Origin of the sequence: Methylobacterium sp. 13MFTsu3.1M2, assembly GCF_900112625.1 — a bacterium.
Taxonomy (GTDB): domain Bacteria; phylum Pseudomonadota; class Alphaproteobacteria; order Rhizobiales; family Beijerinckiaceae; genus Methylobacterium.
Genome location: NZ_FOMM01000007.1, coordinates 145227 through 162461, shown reverse-complemented (window position 1 = coordinate 162461; position 17235 = coordinate 145227). Strand labels below are relative to the sequence as shown.

Sequence of the window (17235 nt, the reverse complement as noted above, 5' to 3'; positions counted from 1 at the left end):
AGTCCCCCGCCGCTGCCGAGGGGGGACCCGCGCCGGATCCGCGATCCTCTCAGACGATCTCAGAGAGCGCCCTGCGGCAGCTTGAAGCTTCCGGTCAAGCCCGGGCCGCCGAGCAGCCCGCCGCCGCCGCCACCCGCCTGGGCCTGCGCCTGGGCGCGGGCCTGCGCCTCCATCTTGGTCGCCTGGGCGGCGACGCTGCAGATCTTGGTGCGGATGCCGCTGACCTTCACGTGGTCGGCCTTGAAGCCCTCGGCGAAGGAATCGGGGATCGAGCACCATTCCTTGTTGGCGGCGATCCACTTGATGCCCTCCGCGCCGTTGGACTGGAGCTTCCCGAACAGGGCGCAGGCCTCCTGCGGGGTCATTTTCTTCTTGGACTGCGACGCCGCATTGGCGCGGCCGACCAGAGCCTTGCGCTCGGCCAGGGTCTTCTGGATGGCACCGCATTCCGGTGCCGCGCTCTGCGCGAACGCCGCCGTGCCGAACAGGACGGTGCCGACCAGCACCGCCGCCCCCAGCTTCAGACTCCCCTTCGCCATTCCGCGACTCCCTCGACGCCCCTGCCGAATCCGCGAGCGGCCGGCTCTCTTCCGTTCCGTTGGGTTCGCCATAGGATTGTGGCGTCATTCGAGCGGCAAACCGGCTGCGCCATGCACCGGTGGACTGGCTGCCGAAAACCGGGGCTCGTAACCATTCGGCAACACTTTCGGGCGCGGTCCCCGCGTTGACAGGCCCGCCGGCCCGCGCGACCACGCCGCCATGCCGACCTATGACTTCACCGCTCCGCGCCTCCACGTCGCGGCCGATCTCGCGGCGGGGGTGATTCTGCCCCTCGACCGGGCTCAGGCGAACTACCTTCTCAACGTGCTGCGCCGGGGGCCGGACGATCCGGTCCTGGTCTTCAACGGCCGCCACGGCGAGTGGCGCGCCCATCTGGTCCAGACCGGGCGCAAGGGCGCCGACCTGCACGTCGCCGCGCAGACGCGTCCGCAGCCCGCGGGCGCCGACCTTCACTACCTGTTCGCCCCGCTGAAGAGCGCGCGCCTCGACTATCTCGCGCAGAAGGCGGTGGAGATGGGGGCCGGGACGATCCGACCGGTCATCACCCGGTTCACGCAGGGCGATCGCGTGAACATGGACCGGCTGCGGGCCAACGCGGTCGAGGCCGCCGAGCAGTGCGGGATCCTGGCGATTCCCGATTGTCCGGAGCCCGAGCGCCTGCCGGCCGCACTCGCGGGCCTCGCGCCCGGGCGGCTTCTCGTGTTCTGCGACGAGGACGCGCCCGTGCGCGACCCGGTGGCGGCCCTGCGGGCGGCTGGCGACCCGCTGGCGCCCCCTCCGCTCGCCGTGCTGGTCGGTCCCGAAGGCGGCTTCTCCGAGGAGGAGCGGGCGCTGATCCGGGCGCGGCCGAACACCGTGGCGCTCTCCCTGGGGCCGCGCATCCTGCGGGCCGACACCGCCGCCGTCGCCGTGCTGACGCTGGTGCAGGCGGTGCTCGGCGACGCGCGCTGACGCGCGCCGCCCCGATCCATGTGTGCCCGCGCACATGGAAGGACCGCGCCGGTCGATTGTTTCCCCGGATCAGACGTGAAGCGGCGCGCCGGTCGAGACCGCCGCGTTGTGGGTTCACGGCGGCTCGATTATGTCCCGGATCGGACGCCGCCTGCGCCGCGTGCTCATCGGGGTCGGGGGCGGGTGTCCGCCCGGATCCCGCTCGCGAGAGCGGGTTTGTACCGGGTGGATCCGCCGGAGCAGTCCGGCGCGCCCGTTCCCAGGCACACGTCAGACGCACGGGCAGGCAGCGCATGGCGCGCGACAGCAACGACACCACGCCGCTCACCACGCGCGCCGAACTGATCGAATGGTTCGCGGCGGGCGAGAAGCCGCGCGCGCGCTTCGCGATCGGCACCGAGCACGAGAAGATCCCGTTCTATCGGGAGACCCGGGCGCCGGTCCCCTACGAGGGGGACCGCGGCATCCGGGCGCTCCTGGACGGACTCGCCCGTGAGACCGGCTGGGAGCCGATCCTCGATCTCGGCAACATCATCGGCCTGTCGGCGGAGGCGGGCGGCGCGATCTCGATCGAGCCCGGCGGCCAGTTCGAGCTGTCGGGCGCGGCGCTTGCCGACGTGCACGCCACGGCGGCGGAACTCGCCACGCACCTCGCCGCGGCGAAGCGGGTGGCCGATCCCCTGGGCATCAGCTTCCTGACGTTGGGCATGAGCCCGAAATGGCGCCGGGACGAGACGCCGGTCATGCCCAAGAGCCGCTACCGAATCATGGCCGGCTACATGCCGAAGGTCGGGTCCCTCGGTCTCGACATGATGCTGCGCACCGCCACCGTGCAGGTGAACCTCGACTTCGCCTCCGAGGCCGACATGGTGCGCAAGATGCGCGCGTCCCTGGCGCTGCAGCCGGTCGCGACCGCGCTCTTCGCCAACTCGCCCTTCACCGACGGCCGGCCGAACGGCTTCCTGTCGCGCCGGTCCGAGATCTGGCGCGACACGGATGCCCACCGGACCGGGATGCTGCCCTTCGCCTTCGACGCGGGGTTCGGCTACGAGGCCTACGTCGACTGGCTGCTCGACATGCCGATGTACTTCGTCAAGCGAGGCGACACCTACCACGACGTGTCGGGCGCCTCGTTCCGCGACCTGATGGCCGGCAAGCTCCCGCAGCTGCCGGGCGAGTTCGCCACGGTCTCGGACTGGGCCAACCACGCCTCCACGGCCTTCCCCGAGGTGCGGCTCAAGCGCTTCCTGGAGATGCGCGGCGCCGATGTCGGCGGCCCCGGCATGATCGCCGCTCAGGCCGCCTTCTGGACCGGTCTCCTCTACGACGACGCGGCCCTCGACGCGGCCCTCGACCTCGTGAAGGGGTGGAGCCTCGCCAACCGCGAGGCCGCCCGCGCCACGGCGCCGCGGCTGGGGCTCGCGACGCCGGTGGCCAATACCACGCTCGGGGCCGTCGCCGCCGAGGCCCTGGCGATCGCCCGCGCGGGCCTCCGGGCCCGGGGCCGCCGCGACGCCGAGGGCCGGGACGAGGTGATCTACCTGCAGCCGCTCGAGGCCGTCGTCGCGGCCGGGCGGACGCGGGCCGAGGATCTCCTCGCCGACTACGAGGGTCGCTGGGGCGCCTGCGTGCGTCCGGCCTTCACGGAATGCGTCTTCTAGCACCCGGCTGAGCGGCTCACGCCGCCCGCGCGAATCGCCGTTGGAACGTGCTAATGGAACGTTCCGACAGGGCGCGACGCCCGGGGAGAGGCCGAATCATGATCCGCATCATCGCCGTCATCCTCGCCGGTATGGCTTCCGTTCCGGTGGCCTCGAGCACGGCGCGAGCGGCCGACCTGGCGCGGTTGGAGGGCGCTGGACCGGCCCCGGGGCGCTGGCATCACAGGGCCGGCGGCCGGATCGCCGGCACCGTGGCGGCGCGGGGGCGGCCGCAGTACAGCTACTACGGCGAGTACGGCTATCCCGCGCCGTTCGGCTACGGTTACGCCTACGCGCCGGTCCCGAGCCGCGGCTTCGAGTACGGCTACAACGGTCCCCGCTATGTCTGGACGGCGCCGGACAGCTATGCCGGACCCGCCTTCGGCTATCACGTGTGGTGAGGACGCCGCTGGCGCCGGGCCGCCGCGGTGCCTAAGACCGCCGGGCCGGCATCCGCGCCGGTTCGGGAGCTTCCGGCGTGCGGGACGAGGATCCGGACTGCGTCGACCTCGACCTGAGCGGCCTGAAATGCCCGCTCCCGGTCCTGCGCACCCGCAAGGCGCTGCGCGGCCTCGCCGCCGGCCGGACGCTGGTGGTGACCTGCACCGACCCCCTAGCCGCCCTCGACATCCCCAACCTCGTGCGCGAGGAGGGCGCCCGCCTCGACGCCGCCGAGCGTCTGGAGGGGCCGCCCGCGGGGCGCCTGCGCTTCCGCATCACCGTGTCCGCAAGGCCGCCGCATTCCTGAACGATCCGTCGGGCTCCAGGAGCAGGGCGAGATCGGAATGGCACCACGGATCGGGGGCGTGCGCCTCGTACATGACGGTTGGGCGCGCTACCTCGTCGCCGAGGTGATGCAGGAGGACGGGAGCCGCATCACCCGGGAGATGGAGGATCACGGCCGGGCGGTCGCGGTGCTCCCCTACGATCCGGAGCGGCGGGTCGCCACGCTCGTCTCGCAGTTCCGGGCGCCGGTCCTCTACTCGGGCGGGCCGCCGAGCCACATCGAGGTGCCGGCCGGCCTCCTCGACGAGGGCGCCTCCGAGGACGAGGCGCGGCGCGAGGCGATGGAGGAGACGGGCCTGCGCCTCAGCGCCCTCGACTTCGTCGCCAGCGCCTGGTCGATGCCGGGGATCTCCACGGAGCGGATGGACCTGTTCCTCGCCGCCTACGGCGAGGCCGACCGGACCGGCACCGGCGGCGGTCTCGCCGCCGAGGGCGAGGCCGTGGCGGTCCACGAGATCCCGCTGCCGGAACTGGCCGCCATGGGCCGCCGCGGCGCGATCACCGACATGAAGTCGCTGACGCTGCTCTTCGCGCTCCAATTGCGGCGGCCGGACCTGTTCGCGGAGCGGCGCTGAGTCAGCCGGCGCGCCGCCGGAACCGGTCGCGCGCGGCGAGGCCGATGAAGCGCCACGACTTGATGAAGTAGCGCCGGAACAGCCGGCGCGGCGCCTGCAGGAACCGGTAGATCCACTCGAGGCCGAGGCGCTGCATCAGCCGCGGGGCGCGCGGCAGGAACCCGGCGGCGACGTTGAGGGCGTCGCCGACGCAGAAGACCACCGGCTCGCCGAGCGTCTGGCCGTGGCGATCCACCCAGATCTCGGATTTGGGCGCGCCGACGCCCATCACCAGCAGCGTCGTCCCGTGGGCGCGGATCCGCTCCGCCAGGGCGCGGCTGTAGGCCGCGTCGTGCTCGAAGCCGAAGGGTGGCACGGCGCTCGCCACGGCGCCGGGCGGAAGGCCCGCCGCCTGCAGCCGGGTCGCCAGCGCGTCCGCCGCGTCCTGTCGGGCGGAGACGAAGAAGACCCGCCGCGCGAAGGCCGGCGGGTCGGCCAGGACGCAGCCCAGGAGGTCGTGGCCGGTGATCCGGTGAACGGGCTGGGCGCACGCCTTCCGGGCCAGCCAGACCAGCGGCATCCCGTCGAGGGTCCGGGCCGCGGCGCGCGCGTAGGCCTCGCGGAACGGCGCGTTCTCGCTGAGCTGGACGATGTGATCGACGTTCGCCGTCACGATCATGCGCGGGCGGCCGTCACGCCGGGCCGCGACGTCGGCTACGAGGGTCGCGGCGGGACCGGTGTGAAACCGGTAGCCGAAGAGTTCGACGGTCGCGCCCGTCTGCGGCGATCCGGACGCCGCGGGGGCCGGGGCGCTCACCGTGTGTGCCTCCCCGAGGACCGGATCCATAGCGCCCAGGTAGAGGCTGATCTCGCCGATGTCACGCATCGGCGGCCCGGAAGCTCGCGGCCGGCCGGGTGGCGGCGCGCAGGCTGCGGCGACGGTCGCTGTCGGCGCCGAGCAGCAGGGCGATGCCGCCGCCGAGCAGCAGGCCGAGGACAAGCGCCACCGGCAGGACGATCTTGGGGGAGGGCGGGAAGGTCCGCTGGCGCGCCGGGACCGCGGCCGAGATGATCCGGACGTTGGTGGTGTTGAGCCGCTCCTGCTCGCTCGCCTCGCGGGCGCGCTTCAGATAGGCCTCGTAGATGCCGCGGCGGGCGTCGAGGGTCCGCTCCAGCTCGCGCAGGCCGACATAGGCCCGGTCGCTGGACGCGGTCTCGTTCTTCACCCGGTCGAGATTGGCCCGGATCGCGGCCTCGCTCGCGGCGGCGCGGTCGTAATCCTTCTGGGTCGTCTCGATGATCCGCTCCTTCTCGCGCTGGATCAGGCGCTGCAGGTCGCGCTGCTGGGCGTACTGCTCGGCCATGGCCGGGTGGCGCTCGCCGAGGCGCGTGGCGAGCTCCGCGGTGTTGCGGGACAGCGTGGCGTATTGCTGCCGCAGGGCCTGCATCTCCAGGCTCTGCAGCATCTCCGGCAGGGCGGTGCTGGGATCCGACGAGCGCATCCGGCGCGCCTGATCGAGGCGCGACTTGGCCTCCGCGGTCTTGATGGAGGCGGTGACGAGCTGCTGGTTCAGGTCGCCGAGCTGCTGGTCGGTGAGCAGGCGGCCGCTGGCGGCCACGAGCTTGTGATCCTCGCGGTAGCGCACCACGGCGCTCTCGGCCTGCTCGACGTCGCGCTTGAGGCTGTTGAGCCGCCCCGCCAGGGCGTCGGAGGCGCGCCGCGCGGTCTCGGTCCGGGCCGCGGCCTCCTCGGCGAAGTAGGCGTCGCCGACGGCGTTGGCGATGCGGGCGGCCTTCTCGGGATCGCGCGACTGAACGGAGACGTCGATCACGAAGGTCCGCTCGGCCCGCCGGACGGTGAGCCGATTCTGCAGCGTGTCGAGGGCCGTGAAGACCGGGTCGCGGCTCGCCGGCGGGGGCAGCATGCCCAGCGCGCCCTTGATCCAGGTGAGGGTCGGGTTGTTGCCGTCCGGCAGCACGAACTCGTCGTCCTTGTCGAGGTGGAGCTTGGCGATCACTCGGCGCAGGACGCTGTCGGACTGGATCACCCGCACCTGGCTCTCGGCGATCGACACGCCGCTGTCGGCCTGGGGCTGGCGCGCGTTCACGTCGTTCTCGACGACGCGCAGGTCGCTCGGATCCACCAGGATCTGGATGCTCGACGTGTAGCGGGGCGGGATCAGGCCGAGGAGCGCCACCGCGACGGCGACCATGAACAGGCCGCCCAGCACGATGAAGCCGCTGCCGCGCCACAGCCGCCGCAGGATCACGCGGCCGTCCGTCGGCGGCGCGACCTGCGGCAGCACCATCCGCACGGGCCGTTCGCCGCTCATCCGCGTCGAGAAGTCGAACATACGCCTCGCTCCCTGACCTGCCTCGGCGGAGACCGCCGCCCGTCACCCGCCCCGTCGCCCATTCCCTTTCTGACCAGCTCCGTGCCGATCTGGAACAGGTGCCCGCCCGAGGCGCTGCCTTCTTCGGGAGCCCAGCAATCAACATACCGGACCAGTAGTGTCGCCCCGATGCGGCACTTGCTTCAGGAAGCTGGCAGATATCGCTTACAGATGCAGTCCTGACTGTCACGACAATCGGGCGTGAAAAGTTCCCGATTTGTTGGGGACTACGCAGGTCGCCTCAGGCGGTGCCCGCGTGTGCGACAATTGACTCCAGCGCATCGTAAACCGCGGAATCGCCGGCCAGGAAGCGCCGGAAGCGCGCGCCGTCCTCGGCCGCGATCGCGTTCCAGCGTGCGACGTTGGCCCGACTCATTCCGGCGGCGCGGGCCAGGGCGCCGTCGCGGATCCAGCCGGCGAGGGCGCCCGCGGCCGCGTCGGGCTCCTCCGGCCGGATCAGCAGGGCCGACGCCCCCAGGACCTCCCGGAACACCGGGTCGTCCGGCGCCACCACCGGAAGGCCGCCGTGCTGGACCTCCAGCAGCGGCAGGCCGAGGCCCTCCGCCTTGGAGGTGGAGACCAGCAGGTGGCACGACCCCGCGAGGGCGCGCAGCTCGGCGTCGGCGAGGTACCCGTGGCGGTGCAGGAACGGCGGCGGTGCGTCCAGGAAGGCGTGCTGCCCCCAGCCGACCCGGCCGACGAGGTGGAGCTCCGCCGGGATACCGGCGCGGATGAGCGCCGCCGTCAGCGCGAGGGTCGCCGGATAGTTCTTGCGCGGCTCGATGGTGCCGATGGCCAGGATGCGCAGCGGCCGGCCCGGCGCGTAGGCCGCCGGTCCCGGCAGGTGCGCGAGCCCGAAGGCGTCGCGGACGGGGGGGCGCAGCAGGGCGACGCGGGCGCGTCGGGCGCAGAGCGCGCGCACGTCCGCCCCGGTGGTGCGGCTGTTAACGAACAGGTTCGGGCACCAGCGCAGGGCCAGGGCGAAGCTGGGGCTCATGTAGAGCCGGCTGCGCAGGCTCAGATCCTCCGTCCGCGTGAGCAGGAAGGTGTCGTGGACGTAGAGCAGGCAGCGCGACGCCGCGACGGCGCAGAGCGGCCCGGGCGGGAAGCCCGGGAACAGGAACAGGGCGTCCCGATCCATCAGCGCACGCGCCGGCAGGCCGAGCTGCTGCGCGGCGATCATGCCGGGCAGGGAGCCCGCGGTCACCGGCCGCACCGCGTGCGGGGCGAGCCGGTCCGGGGCGAACAGGTCTAGGGTGACTCGCTCGATCCCCGTCACGTGGGCGCGCAGATGGGTCTGATCGAGGTAGATCCGCCGCCGAGTCGGCGCCGCCCGCGCGCCGCCCGCATTGTCGCCGGCCACGTCGCCGGCCACGCCGCCGGCCACGCCGCCCGCGGTTTCGCCGGCCCTGTCGCCGCGGGCCGTCACGTCTGGCTCCGGCGCAGCGCGCCGGCGAGGTAGAGGCACCGGCGCACGAGGAGCGGCATCCGACGCCCGAAGACCATCTGCTTGGCCCGCCGCAGCCGGCGCACGAGCGGGCGCGAGATCGCCGGGACGGTGCCGGCCGCGCCCGCCCGCAGGTCCGCCGCGAACGGGAAGTGCCCGAGCATCCCGGGGGCGAAGCGCGGGCCCGTCGGGGCGCTCGGCAGACCGTGACGCCGGAAGACCGCGTCCAGCGACAGCGCGGAGGCGGCCGGGCTGTAGCGGCTCTCCAGGGCGATGCGCGCGAAGGCGCCGAGCAGCGCGCGCGCCTCGCTGTCGCCGACCAGTGCCGCCAGCGCCTCGGCGAGGGCGCCCGGCCGCACCGGCACGAGGCGGCCCGACACGCCGTCGATCACGGCCGAGGTCAGGCCGGAGGTGCGGTAGGCGAGCGTCGGCACCCCGCACAGGCCGGCCTCGATCGGCGTCTGCCCGAGGGTCTCGTGACGGCTGGCGGTGACGTGGAGGTCGCAGGCCCCGTACCACGCGGCCAGGAGCGCCTCGTCGGCGATGAGGCCGGGCGCGTACAGGTTCGCGACGCCGAGCCGGGCCGGATCGTCGAGCCGGCCGACCGCCACCACGCCGACGCCCGGGCCCGCCACGGCCTGAAGCGCGGCCCGGAGATCGGCGAAGCCCTTGTCGGGCCCGTCGACGATGACCGAGGAGACGAGGATCAGGACGTCGTCGGCCGGCAGACCGAGCGTGCCGCGCAGCGCCGCGCGATCGCCGGGCCGGAACACGGCGGTCGGGAAGGCCAGCCGCACGGGCTCGATCACGCTGCCGGGCGGGGCGAGTTCGCGCGCCCGCGCCAGCGTCCAGTCGGAATTGGCCAGCAGCCAGGGCGCGGAGGGTCGCGTCGGGGATCCGGGCGCGGCGCCGGCGAGCACCGCGCGCTTGCGCTCGTGCATCCCGGCGATCCGGCCGGGCGCCAGCTCCGGGTACTCGTCCGGGCCGGGGCAGGCGGCGTCGCAGCCGGACGCGGCGCGCCAGCAGTCGCGGGGGTGGGCGCACCGGCCTGTCAGGGGGAAGAGGTCGTGCAGCACGAGGCCGACCGGACCGCGCCGCGCCAGGCGGCCGACGACGTCGAGGCTGCGGGTGGCGCCGTGCAGGTTGCCGGCGAGGACGAGATCGGGGGCGGCCGCCGCGACCGCGGCCTCCGCCTGCGGGAAGTCGTCGCGCCACTCGGCGGCCTCCGGGCGTCCGCTCAACGTCACCTCCGCGACCCGGTGGCCCGCGAGCGTCAGCGCCTCGGCGAGGCGGCGCTGGGCCACGCCCGCGCCCCCGCGGGTTCCGGTCCCGGTCAGCGACACGATCGACAGGCCGGCGGCGGGCGGGGGCAGCGGCGCGTCGAGCCTGTGGAGCAGGATCGGGCGGCCGATCAGGCTCCGCCGATCGGCGGGGATCGCCGACCAGGCGGAGGCGGCGTCGAGCGTCCCGTCGGCGTCGATGATCGCGTGCGCGAGGGCGTCCCGCCGCCAGAGGATCCCGCCGTCCGCGGCCCCGGGGCCGTCGAGGCCGCGGACGACGTCGTCGAACAGGACGCGCAGCCCCGCCACCGCGTCGGCGCCGGTGAGCGCGGCCTCCAGCGCCAGGGCGGTCAGCGCACCGGGCGCGAGCAGGTCGCCGGCGCGGAGCCAGAACAGGTGCTCCGGATCGGGAACCGACAGGATGCGCGCCGCCGCGGCGCGGCCGGCCGCCGGGTCGAGCAGGTCGTGCCGCAGTTCCGGGTAGCCCTGGCGCAGGACCGACGCGACGGTCTCGGCGAGCGCGGCACCCGCGCCGGCCACCGTGACGACGCGGATCCGCGGCCACGGACGCCCGTCGGGGAGCGACGCGGGACGGGCCGGCGCGCCGGCGCTGCGCCCGAACGGCCAGCCGGCGACGCCGTGGGCGGGCGGTGACATGTCTGCGGCGTCGGTCACGGCGGCTCTGGCGGCGGCTCGGGTCTCGTGCGGGGCGGCAGAGTGGACGGGAAGGTTGAAGATTGCCTCTCGGGGCGGGCGGCCCGTCAGGCCGCCACGCGGATCCGCGCCGGGCCGGCCTCGATCCGGCCGATCCGGGCCGCCGCCGGGTAGCCGGCCGCCCGGATGCGCGCCAGGATCGCGTCGGCCCGGTCGGCCGAGCAGGTCACCAGCAGCCCGCCCGAGGTCTGCGGATCGGTCAGGAGATGGCGGCGCCACTCGGGGAAGTCGGCCGGCAGGTCCACGGCCTCGCCGAACGCCGCCCAGTTGCGGTGCGAGGCGCCGGTGACCGCGCCCGCGCGCGCCAGCGCCTCCGCCTGCGGCAGCAGGGGAAGGGCGTCGGCCTCGAGGGTGAGCGTGAGGCCGGCGCCGCGGGCGATCTCCAGGCCGTGCCCCAGGATGCCGAATCCGGTCACGTCGGTCAGGGCGTGCACGGCGGGCTCGGCGGCGAGATCGGTCCCGATCCGGTTGAGCAGCGTCGTGGTCGCGATGAAGTCGCGGTAGCCGGCCTCGTCGAGGGTCGCCCGCTTGATCGCCGCCGAGTAGACCCCGACCCCGAGGGCCTTGGTGAGCAGGACGGCGTCCCCGGCCACCGCGTCGGCGTTGCGCCGCACCGCCTCGCGGCGGCAGGTCCCGATCACCGCCAGACCGTAGATCGGCTCCGGCGCGTCGATCGAGTGGCCGCCCGCCACCGGGATGCCGGCCGCGGCGCATTGCTCCGCGCCGCCGCGCAGGATCCGCGCGACCACCTCGGGGTCGATCTTGCCGAGCGGCATCCCGAGGATCGCCAGCGCGAACAGCGGCCGGCCGCCCATGGCGTAGACGTCCGAGATGGCGTTCGTCGCGGCGATCCGGCCGAAATCGATGGGGTCGTCCACCATCGGCGTGAAGAAGTCCGTGGTGGCGATGAGGCAGGTGCCGTCCTCCAGCTCCCACACCGCCGCGTCGTCCGCGGTCTCGTTGCCGACGAGGAGCCGCTCGAACGGGCCCGCCGCCGGCTGCTGGGCGAGGAGCTGGCGCAGGGTGGCCGGATCGAGCTTGCAGCCGCAGCCGCCGCCGTGGGCGAGACTGGTCAGGCGGGGGGCATCGCTCATGGCCGAACTCCGTTCCGGATAACCCGGGGTCTTCGCGGGGTCTTCGCGGAGTCAGTAGCGCGTCGTCACCGCGTTGAGCCAGTCCGGCGAGGCCGCGACGGCCGCGGCCTCGACCCGCTTGTCGAGGCCCGTCAGCACCAGCAGCCCGAGCACGACCATCACGGCGCCGAGCGCGGCCTTCGCGGCCCGGCCGGCCGCGGCGAGGCCGCCGCGCCAGCGCAGCAGCGCCTCGCGGGAGACGAGGCCCAGGAGCATCAGCGGGGCCGCGGCGCCGATCCCGAAGGCCAGCATGGTCAGGGCGACGCCCCCGAGATGCTCGCCCCGCGCCGCCATGAGCGAGGCCGCCCCCAGGGTCGGTCCCACGCAGGGGCTCCAGGCCGCGCCGAGCAGCAGGCCCACGGCGAACTGGCCGGGCAATCCCCCGGAGCCGATGCCGCCGAAACGGTCCTCCGCCCAGGCGCCGACCGGGCCGGCCGCCGTTGCGACCCGGGCCTGGAGCCGCGGCAGCATCAGCACGACGCCCAGGAGCACCAGGAGCACCGCGCCGGCGCGCCGGAACACGTCGCCGTCGAGCCCGATGGTGAAGCCGATCGTCGCGACGAACAGCCCGATGGCCGTGAAGGCGATGGCGAGGCCGGCCGCCAGAGCCGCCGGACCCAGGCGATGCTCGGCCGCCGCCGTGCCGAGCACGATGGGGATCAGCGGCAGCACGCAGGGCGAGAGCACCGAGAGCAGGCCGGCCAGGAACGCGAACCCCACCGTTCCCAGCATGCCCCGTGCCCTCCCGCTGGCGCCTCGCCCGACGAGGCTTCGACCCTGGCGCGCGGGCCGTCAACGCGCCAGGCGGACGCGGGCCGGCGGGAACAACGCGGCCGCGCGCCGCTTTCGGCGGCAGTCCGGCGGCGTTGCCGGGCGAGGCGCCGAGGAAGGCGTCGAGGAAGGCGTCCAGGAAGGCGCTGAGGCAAGGCGGAGCAGAGCGGTGACCACCTTCTTCACGGGCGACACGCATTTCGGCGACCCGCGGGCCCTGCGCTTCGACCACCGGCCCTACCCGGACCTCGAGGCCCACGATGCCGGCCTGATCGCGGCCTGGAACGCGACGGTCGCGCCCGGCGACACGGTCTGGCACCTCGGCGATTTCGCCCTCGGCCCGAGCGGTGACCGGATCCGCGCGATCCTCGCCGGACTGAACGGCGAGAAGCACCTGATCGCCGGCAACAACGACGGGCCGGACACGCTCACGGCGCCCGGCTGGGCGTCGGTCCGGCACTACGCGGAACTCGCCGTCGAGGGGCGGATGGTGGTGCTCTGCCACTACGCGTTCCGTACCTGGAACGGCATGAGCCGGGGCGCGCTGAACCTCCACGGCCACAGCCACGGCAAGCTCAAGCCGATGCCGAAGCAGTACGATGTCGGCGTCGATCCGATGGGTGCGGCCCCCGTGCCACTCTCCGCAATCCTGACCTCCCGACTGCGCCGGAAGCGGTGATTCGGGGCGGAACTTTCACGTCAGCTTCACTGTTTCAGCGGACAGAGAAGGAGTGGACCTGAGCCGCTCCGAGAAGCCCGGCAGGACCGCCCGCGGATCTGCCATCACAAACCGTGTGTGAGTGTTCCCGTGAGTGCCAAGTCGGTCACTCTGACCCGCTGCCTCGCCAGCCTCCTGGCAGGCCTCGCCCTGACTTCCGCCGCGTCGGCCCTGCCGTCCTGCATCGAAGCCCAGCGCAAGGTCGACGAGGCGAACGCCCTGCGCTTCCAGGCGCGTCAGGAAGCCCGCCTGGGCAACCATGACCGCGTCTGCGACACGCTCGACGAGGTGGGCGACCGCTACGACGATGCCCGCGACGCGTTCGAGCGATGCGGAGAGGGCGTCGTGGCCATCGACCTCCGCAGCGAGCTGCGGGGTCTGCGGATCGCCAAGAAAATCAACCGCTGCGACTGACCGGGTGCGCGATCGCACCTCGGCCGTCCCGTTCCTGAAGCATCACCCCGATACGCGCGACGCTGGTCGCCGAGAAGGTTCTGCGCCGATGACCCCCGCCACGCTCTCGAACGACATCGAGCCCACCGTCACCCGCACCGGTCCGTCCTTCGCGGCCGCCCTGTGCGGTTTCGTCAGCACCACCGTCGCCACGACGATGCTGCTCATGCTGATCGGCACGTTCTGATTATGGTGCGACCGACCAGAATCTCTGGCGGTTGAACAGCATCTCCTGGGAGCCGATCTTCGGGGTCGGCTCCGTCCTCCGGCCGCAATCGGGTTCGGCCGGTTTCGTGACCGCCGCCAGGGTCGCCGGCGCCACCGGCACGAGGCCCAGTCGGGACTGCACTTCGGGTTGCCGTGCCGCCGCGATGGTCAGCACGCAGGCGATCAGGCCGCCGGCAACAGTTCCGAGAACGAAATTCAACATCGGGGTTGGGGTCCGGGGGCCGGTTCCTTTCGGCCGCACAGCGTCGTCGATAACCAACCCGGCGGCATCATGGCGGATGCGGCGCTCACGCGCTTTTAACTCCTGATCTGCGACAGCTACGCGCTAGCTTGCCTCAGTGGCAGGCCCGACGACGGGGCTGGACCGCCGATGAACTACGCCGCCAACGCCTACGCCAAGACCTCCCACAGCGCGCTGTCGCCCCGCGAAGCCGAATCCGCCGTGCTGCTCAAGGCGGCGCAGAAGCTGATCGGCGCCAGCCAGGGGCTCGCCAGCGGCGACGCCGGGCGCATCAACGAGGCCCTGTCGTTCAACCAGCGGGTCTGGACGCTGCTGACCTCCGAGGCGACGTCCGCGGAGAACCCGCTCCCCGCCGACGTGAAGCAGGGCGTCGGACGCCTGGGCGTGTTCGTGCTCCAGAGCTGCATCGACACGATGATCGCTCCCACGCCGGAGAAGATCGCCACGCTCGTGTCGATCAACAATCACATCGCCGCCGGCCTGCAGGGCAATCCCGGCTGAGGCCGCGTGCCGGTCAGCGAGCCGCCGCGGCGTCCGGCACCTCGGCCGGCGATTCGGCGCCGGCCGCCTCCCACTCGACGAGCTTGCGGCTCAGCTTGAGCGACCGGTAATACTCGCCGGCCTCCACCGCCTGGGCGATCGCGGCGATCTGCCCGGCGGCGGCCGGCGCGAGTCCCAGCAGATCCGTGGCCTGCCGGAAGAACAGGTCGATGCCCTGCGTCGGGTCGTCGGCGAGGTAGATAACCGTCAGCGTCAGGTGGAGACGCTTGCAGGCCGTGTCGGCCTCGCTCTCCGTGATGATCTCGCTCTCGCGCAGAAACTTGCACTGCGTCTCGATCAGGAAAGTCGAGCGACGGTCGCCGTTGCGGAGCAGCGCGCCGTTGATGATCAGCCGCTCGAACGGCTTGAGTTCCAGGCGCAGGGGCATCGGGTGTTCCTTTCTAGAAGACCCGGCGATCTCATTCGCGAACCGTTAACGTTTCGCGAATGTCGGACGGCCGCGCCGCCGTTGCCGCGGGTGGCCACCGTGATAAACTCGGACAAATTCCGGCCGGGCGAGCCACGTCGAGGAGGGTCGATGACGGCGACGGGCGATCAGCGCGCGCGGTATCCCAGCCTCGCCGGCAAGCGCGTCCTCGTGACCGGTGGTGCCTCGGGCATCGGCGAGGGGCTGGTCGAGGCCTTCGTCGGGCAGGGCGCCCGCGTCCTGTTCTGCGATATCGCGGACGATGCGGCCCGCGCCGTGGTGGCGCGCCTCGCGCCCGGCGCCGCGCACGCCCCGCTCTACCGGCGCTGCGACCTGACCGATATCGAGGCGGTCCGCGCGCTGGTGGCCGAGGCCGACACGGCCCTCGGTGGGCTCGACATCCTGATCAACAATGCCGGCAACGACGACCGCCACGCTCTCGCGGACGTGACGCCCGCCTACTGGGACGACCGGATGGCGGTGAATCTGCGCCACCTGTTCTTCGCGGCCCAGGCGGCGGTCCCACCCATGCGCCGCGCCGGCGGTGGCGTGATCCTCAATTTCGGATCGATCAGCTGGCATCTCGGGCTGACGGAAATGCCGCTCTACCAGACCGCCAAGGCGGCGATCGAGGGCATGACCCGGGCGCTCGCCCGCGACCTCGGCCGCGACAACATCCGGGTGGCGTCGATCGTGCCGGGCAACGTTCAGACGCCCCGCCAGGAGCGATGGTACTCGCCGGAGGGCGAGGCGGAGATCGTCGCCGCGCAGTGCCTGGACGGTCGGATCCAGCCGGCCGACGTCGCCGCGCTGGTCCTGTTCCTGGCCTCGGACGATGCCCGGATGTGTACGGCCCACGCGTACTTCATCGACGCGGGCTGGCGCTAGGACCGGCGCCGGGCAACCAAGCGGCCGGGCAAAGGATCGGCCGGGCGGAGGCGTCGACGGCGCTCCGGCCCGGCCCGCTTCCCTGCCTCAGTCGCAGGTCTCCTTCTTGACGGTCTTCGAGTCGCCCATGTCGTTCTCCTTGCGCACCGTCTTGGTGACGCAGCCGTCGCCGTGGTCGTGGACGGTCACGGACTTCGACTCGGAGGCCGGACGGTCGACGACGACGGCCGGGCGGTCGCGCTCGATCACCGTGGTCTGGGCCTGCGCGGCGGCGCCGAGGCTCAACAGGGCGGCGGTCGCGAGCAAGGTCATGCGCATGCTGAAACTCCAATACCGATTTCGGTAGCGGATAACGGCAATGCCAGCTTGGGCGTTCCGCGGCGTGTCGCGTCCTGAGGCGGGCCGAACCCGTAGAGAACTTGGCTCGGCCCGCGCGCCGTTCGGCATGAGGTGCAGCCGGAGCGACGGCGCCAATGACCGCGGAAGCCGACCCGAAGCAACCCCGGCGAACTACGTGCGCGGCGCGGCCGGGTCTCAGCCGCCGGTCATCGGCGGGAAGAAGGCGATCTCGCGGGCCCCCGCGATCGGCGCGTCCGACTTGGCGTGGGCCCGGTCGATCGCGGCACGGACGACGCCGGGATCCTCGAAGGCGTAGGCGTATTCCTCGCCCCGGCCCCGGAGCCAACCGACGAGATCGGCGACGGTGGCGACCTCCGGCGGCGGCGCCAGCTCCTCCTCGGAGCGGCCGATCCGCTCGCGGACCCAGGCGAAATAGACGAGCTTCATCGCATCACCGTACCGGAGACAGGGCAGGGACCGCGCGTCCCGGAGACGGATCCCTCAGCGCGGATCGTCGATGACGTGCTTGATCCCGGCCCGCATGTAGTCCCACCCGGTCCAGAGCGTGAGCGCGGCGGCGAGCCACAGGAGCGTCAGGCCGATCGGCTCGGTTCCCGGGAGCACCGTCTCGCCCGCCGGACCGGCCACTAGGAAGCCGAGGGCCAGGAGCTGCACGGTGGTCTTCCACTTCGCGATCCGGCTGACCGGCACGCCGACCTTCAGTTCCGCCAGATACTCGCGCAGGCCGGAGACCAGCACCTCGCGGCAGAGGATCACGATGGCCGCCCAGATATTCGAGCCGACGATGGTGTGGTCCGCCGCCAGCATCAGCAGGCACGCCGAGACCAAGAGCTTGTCGGCGATCGGATCGAGCATCCGGCCGAGCGCCGAGCTCTGGTGGTAGGTGCGGGCGACGTACCCGTCGAGGTAGTCGGTGATCGCGGCCGCGACGAACACCCCCAGCGCCGTCCACCGCGCCGTGTGGGATTCGGGCCAGAACAGCAGCGCGACCATCACCGGCACGGCAACGAGGCGCCCGTAGGTCAGGCAATTCGCGAGCGTCCAGGCCGGCGACCGTCGTCGGGGAAGGACGGCGTTCATCGGAGGGGTG

General features: G+C 73.0%; 22 protein-coding genes. 10 read left to right on the top strand and 12 right to left on the bottom strand.

What is annotated here, in order from left to right; translation table 11 throughout:
• Positions 1 to 59 precede the first annotated feature (59 nt).
• Positions 60 to 539 (bottom strand): hypothetical protein, encoded by a 480-nt coding sequence (locus tag BM314_RS07855; protein ID WP_020090668.1) that lies wholly within the window; start codon positions 537 to 539, stop codon positions 60 to 62.
• A gap of 220 nt (positions 540 to 759) precedes the next feature.
• Between BM314_RS07855 and BM314_RS07850 the strand changes: the two genes are divergently transcribed.
• From BM314_RS07850 to BM314_RS07830, 5 genes are all read left to right on the top strand, one after another.
• Positions 760 to 1512 carry a 16S rRNA (uracil(1498)-N(3))-methyltransferase gene (locus BM314_RS07850; RefSeq protein WP_091977759.1) on the top strand — a complete coding sequence of 251 codons (753 nt, stop codon included), beginning with the start codon at positions 760 to 762 and terminating at the stop codon, positions 1510 to 1512.
• A gap of 293 nt (positions 1513 to 1805) precedes the next feature.
• Positions 1806 to 3173, top strand: a complete 1368-nt coding sequence (locus BM314_RS07845) for a glutamate--cysteine ligase (protein ID WP_091977758.1) — start codon at positions 1806 to 1808, stop codon at positions 3171 to 3173.
• Between the two features lie 98 nt (positions 3174 to 3271).
• Positions 3272 to 3613, top strand: coding sequence for a hypothetical protein (locus BM314_RS07840; protein ID WP_091977757.1), 342 nt, complete (start codon positions 3272 to 3274; stop codon positions 3611 to 3613).
• A gap of 77 nt (positions 3614 to 3690) precedes the next feature.
• Positions 3691 to 3960: a sulfurtransferase TusA family protein gene (locus BM314_RS07835; protein WP_020090664.1), complete on the top strand. Its 270-nt coding sequence runs from the start codon at positions 3691 to 3693 to the stop codon at positions 3958 to 3960.
• 37 nt (positions 3961 to 3997) lie between these two features.
• The gene (locus BM314_RS07830) at positions 3998 to 4573 is read left to right on the top strand and encodes an NUDIX domain-containing protein (RefSeq protein ID WP_026604542.1); all 576 of its coding nucleotides are present in this window, start codon (positions 3998 to 4000) and stop codon (positions 4571 to 4573) included.
• 1 nt (position 4574) lies between these two features.
• On the opposite strand, the gene BM314_RS07825 is transcribed toward BM314_RS07830, so the two are convergent.
• The 6 genes from BM314_RS07825 to BM314_RS07800 form a co-directional block, all read right to left on the bottom strand.
• Positions 4575 to 5438 carry a WecB/TagA/CpsF family glycosyltransferase gene (locus BM314_RS07825; RefSeq protein WP_091925421.1) on the bottom strand — a complete coding sequence of 288 codons (864 nt, stop codon included), beginning with the start codon at positions 5436 to 5438 and terminating at the stop codon, positions 4575 to 4577.
• Positions 5431 to 6906, bottom strand: coding sequence for a GumC family protein (locus tag BM314_RS07820; protein ID WP_091977756.1), 1476 nt, complete (start codon positions 6904 to 6906; stop codon positions 5431 to 5433). Before BM314_RS07820 ends, BM314_RS07825 begins: the two co-directional genes overlap by 8 nt.
• A 280-nt stretch (positions 6907 to 7186) precedes the next feature.
• Positions 7187 to 8374 (bottom strand): glycosyltransferase, encoded by a 1188-nt coding sequence (locus tag BM314_RS07815; RefSeq protein WP_244539883.1) that lies wholly within the window; start codon positions 8372 to 8374, stop codon positions 7187 to 7189.
• Positions 8371 to 10347 (bottom strand): glycosyltransferase, encoded by a 1977-nt coding sequence (locus BM314_RS07810; RefSeq protein WP_244539882.1) that lies wholly within the window; start codon positions 10345 to 10347, stop codon positions 8371 to 8373. The genes BM314_RS07815 and BM314_RS07810 overlap by 4 nt, the downstream gene beginning before the upstream one ends.
• Positions 10348 to 10433: 86 nt before the next feature.
• A complete protein-coding gene (gene selD / locus BM314_RS07805) occupies positions 10434 to 11480 on the bottom strand; it encodes a selenide, water dikinase SelD (protein ID WP_091977755.1) in 1047 nt (348 codons plus the stop codon).
• Positions 11481 to 11531: 51 nt separating this feature from the next.
• Positions 11532 to 12251: a cytochrome c biogenesis CcdA family protein gene (locus BM314_RS07800; RefSeq protein ID WP_091977754.1), complete on the bottom strand. Its 720-nt coding sequence runs from the start codon at positions 12249 to 12251 to the stop codon at positions 11532 to 11534.
• Positions 12252 to 12459: 208 nt separating this feature from the next.
• Here BM314_RS07800 and BM314_RS07795 point away from each other — a divergent pair, with 208 nt between their 5' ends.
• The 3 genes from BM314_RS07795 (at position 12460) to BM314_RS30530 (ending at position 13648) form a co-directional block, all read left to right on the top strand.
• Positions 12460 to 12969, top strand: coding sequence for a metallophosphoesterase (locus tag BM314_RS07795; protein WP_091977753.1), 510 nt, complete (start codon positions 12460 to 12462; stop codon positions 12967 to 12969).
• Positions 12970 to 13098: 129 nt separating this feature from the next.
• Positions 13099 to 13422, top strand: a complete 324-nt coding sequence (locus BM314_RS07790; protein ID WP_012322287.1) for a hypothetical protein — start codon at positions 13099 to 13101, stop codon at positions 13420 to 13422.
• Between the two features lie 88 nt (positions 13423 to 13510).
• Positions 13511 to 13648, top strand: a complete 138-nt coding sequence (locus BM314_RS30530; protein WP_020090654.1) for a hypothetical protein — start codon at positions 13511 to 13513, stop codon at positions 13646 to 13648.
• Here the strand turns inward: BM314_RS30530 and BM314_RS07785 are convergent, their stop codons facing one another.
• Positions 13649 to 13891: a hypothetical protein gene (locus tag BM314_RS07785; RefSeq protein ID WP_020090653.1), complete on the bottom strand. Its 243-nt coding sequence runs from the start codon at positions 13889 to 13891 to the stop codon at positions 13649 to 13651.
• 168 nt (positions 13892 to 14059) lie between these two features.
• On the opposite strand from BM314_RS07785, the gene flaF reads away from it, so the two are divergent.
• The gene (gene flaF, locus BM314_RS07780) at positions 14060 to 14431 is read left to right on the top strand and encodes a flagellar biosynthesis regulator FlaF (RefSeq protein WP_020090652.1); all 372 of its coding nucleotides are present in this window, start codon (positions 14060 to 14062) and stop codon (positions 14429 to 14431) included.
• 13 nt (positions 14432 to 14444) lie between these two features.
• On the opposite strand, the gene BM314_RS07775 is transcribed toward flaF, so the two are convergent.
• A complete protein-coding gene (locus tag BM314_RS07775) occupies positions 14445 to 14858 on the bottom strand; it encodes a flagellar biosynthesis repressor FlbT (protein ID WP_056531717.1) in 414 nt (137 codons plus the stop codon).
• 150 nt (positions 14859 to 15008) lie between these two features.
• Here BM314_RS07775 and BM314_RS07770 point away from each other — a divergent pair, with 150 nt between their 5' ends.
• Entirely contained in the window at positions 15009 to 15785 is a 777-nt protein-coding gene (locus BM314_RS07770; protein ID WP_091977752.1) for a D-xylose 1-dehydrogenase, read from the top strand.
• Between the two features lie 87 nt (positions 15786 to 15872).
• Here the strand turns inward: BM314_RS07770 and BM314_RS07765 are convergent, their stop codons facing one another.
• The 3 genes from BM314_RS07765 to pgsA form a co-directional block, all read right to left on the bottom strand.
• On the bottom strand, positions 15873 to 16103 hold the full coding sequence (locus BM314_RS07765) for a hypothetical protein (protein WP_020090649.1): 231 nt from the start codon (positions 16101 to 16103) through the stop codon (positions 15873 to 15875).
• A 216-nt stretch (positions 16104 to 16319) separates the two neighbouring features.
• Positions 16320 to 16571 carry a molybdopterin converting factor subunit 1 gene (gene moaD, locus BM314_RS07760; protein WP_091925415.1) on the bottom strand — a complete coding sequence of 84 codons (252 nt, stop codon included), beginning with the start codon at positions 16569 to 16571 and terminating at the stop codon, positions 16320 to 16322.
• Between the two features lie 54 nt (positions 16572 to 16625).
• Positions 16626 to 17225 carry a CDP-diacylglycerol--glycerol-3-phosphate 3-phosphatidyltransferase gene (pgsA, locus tag BM314_RS07755; protein WP_020090647.1) on the bottom strand — a complete coding sequence of 200 codons (600 nt, stop codon included), beginning with the start codon at positions 17223 to 17225 and terminating at the stop codon, positions 16626 to 16628.
• Between the last annotated feature and the right edge of the window lie 10 nt (positions 17226 to 17235).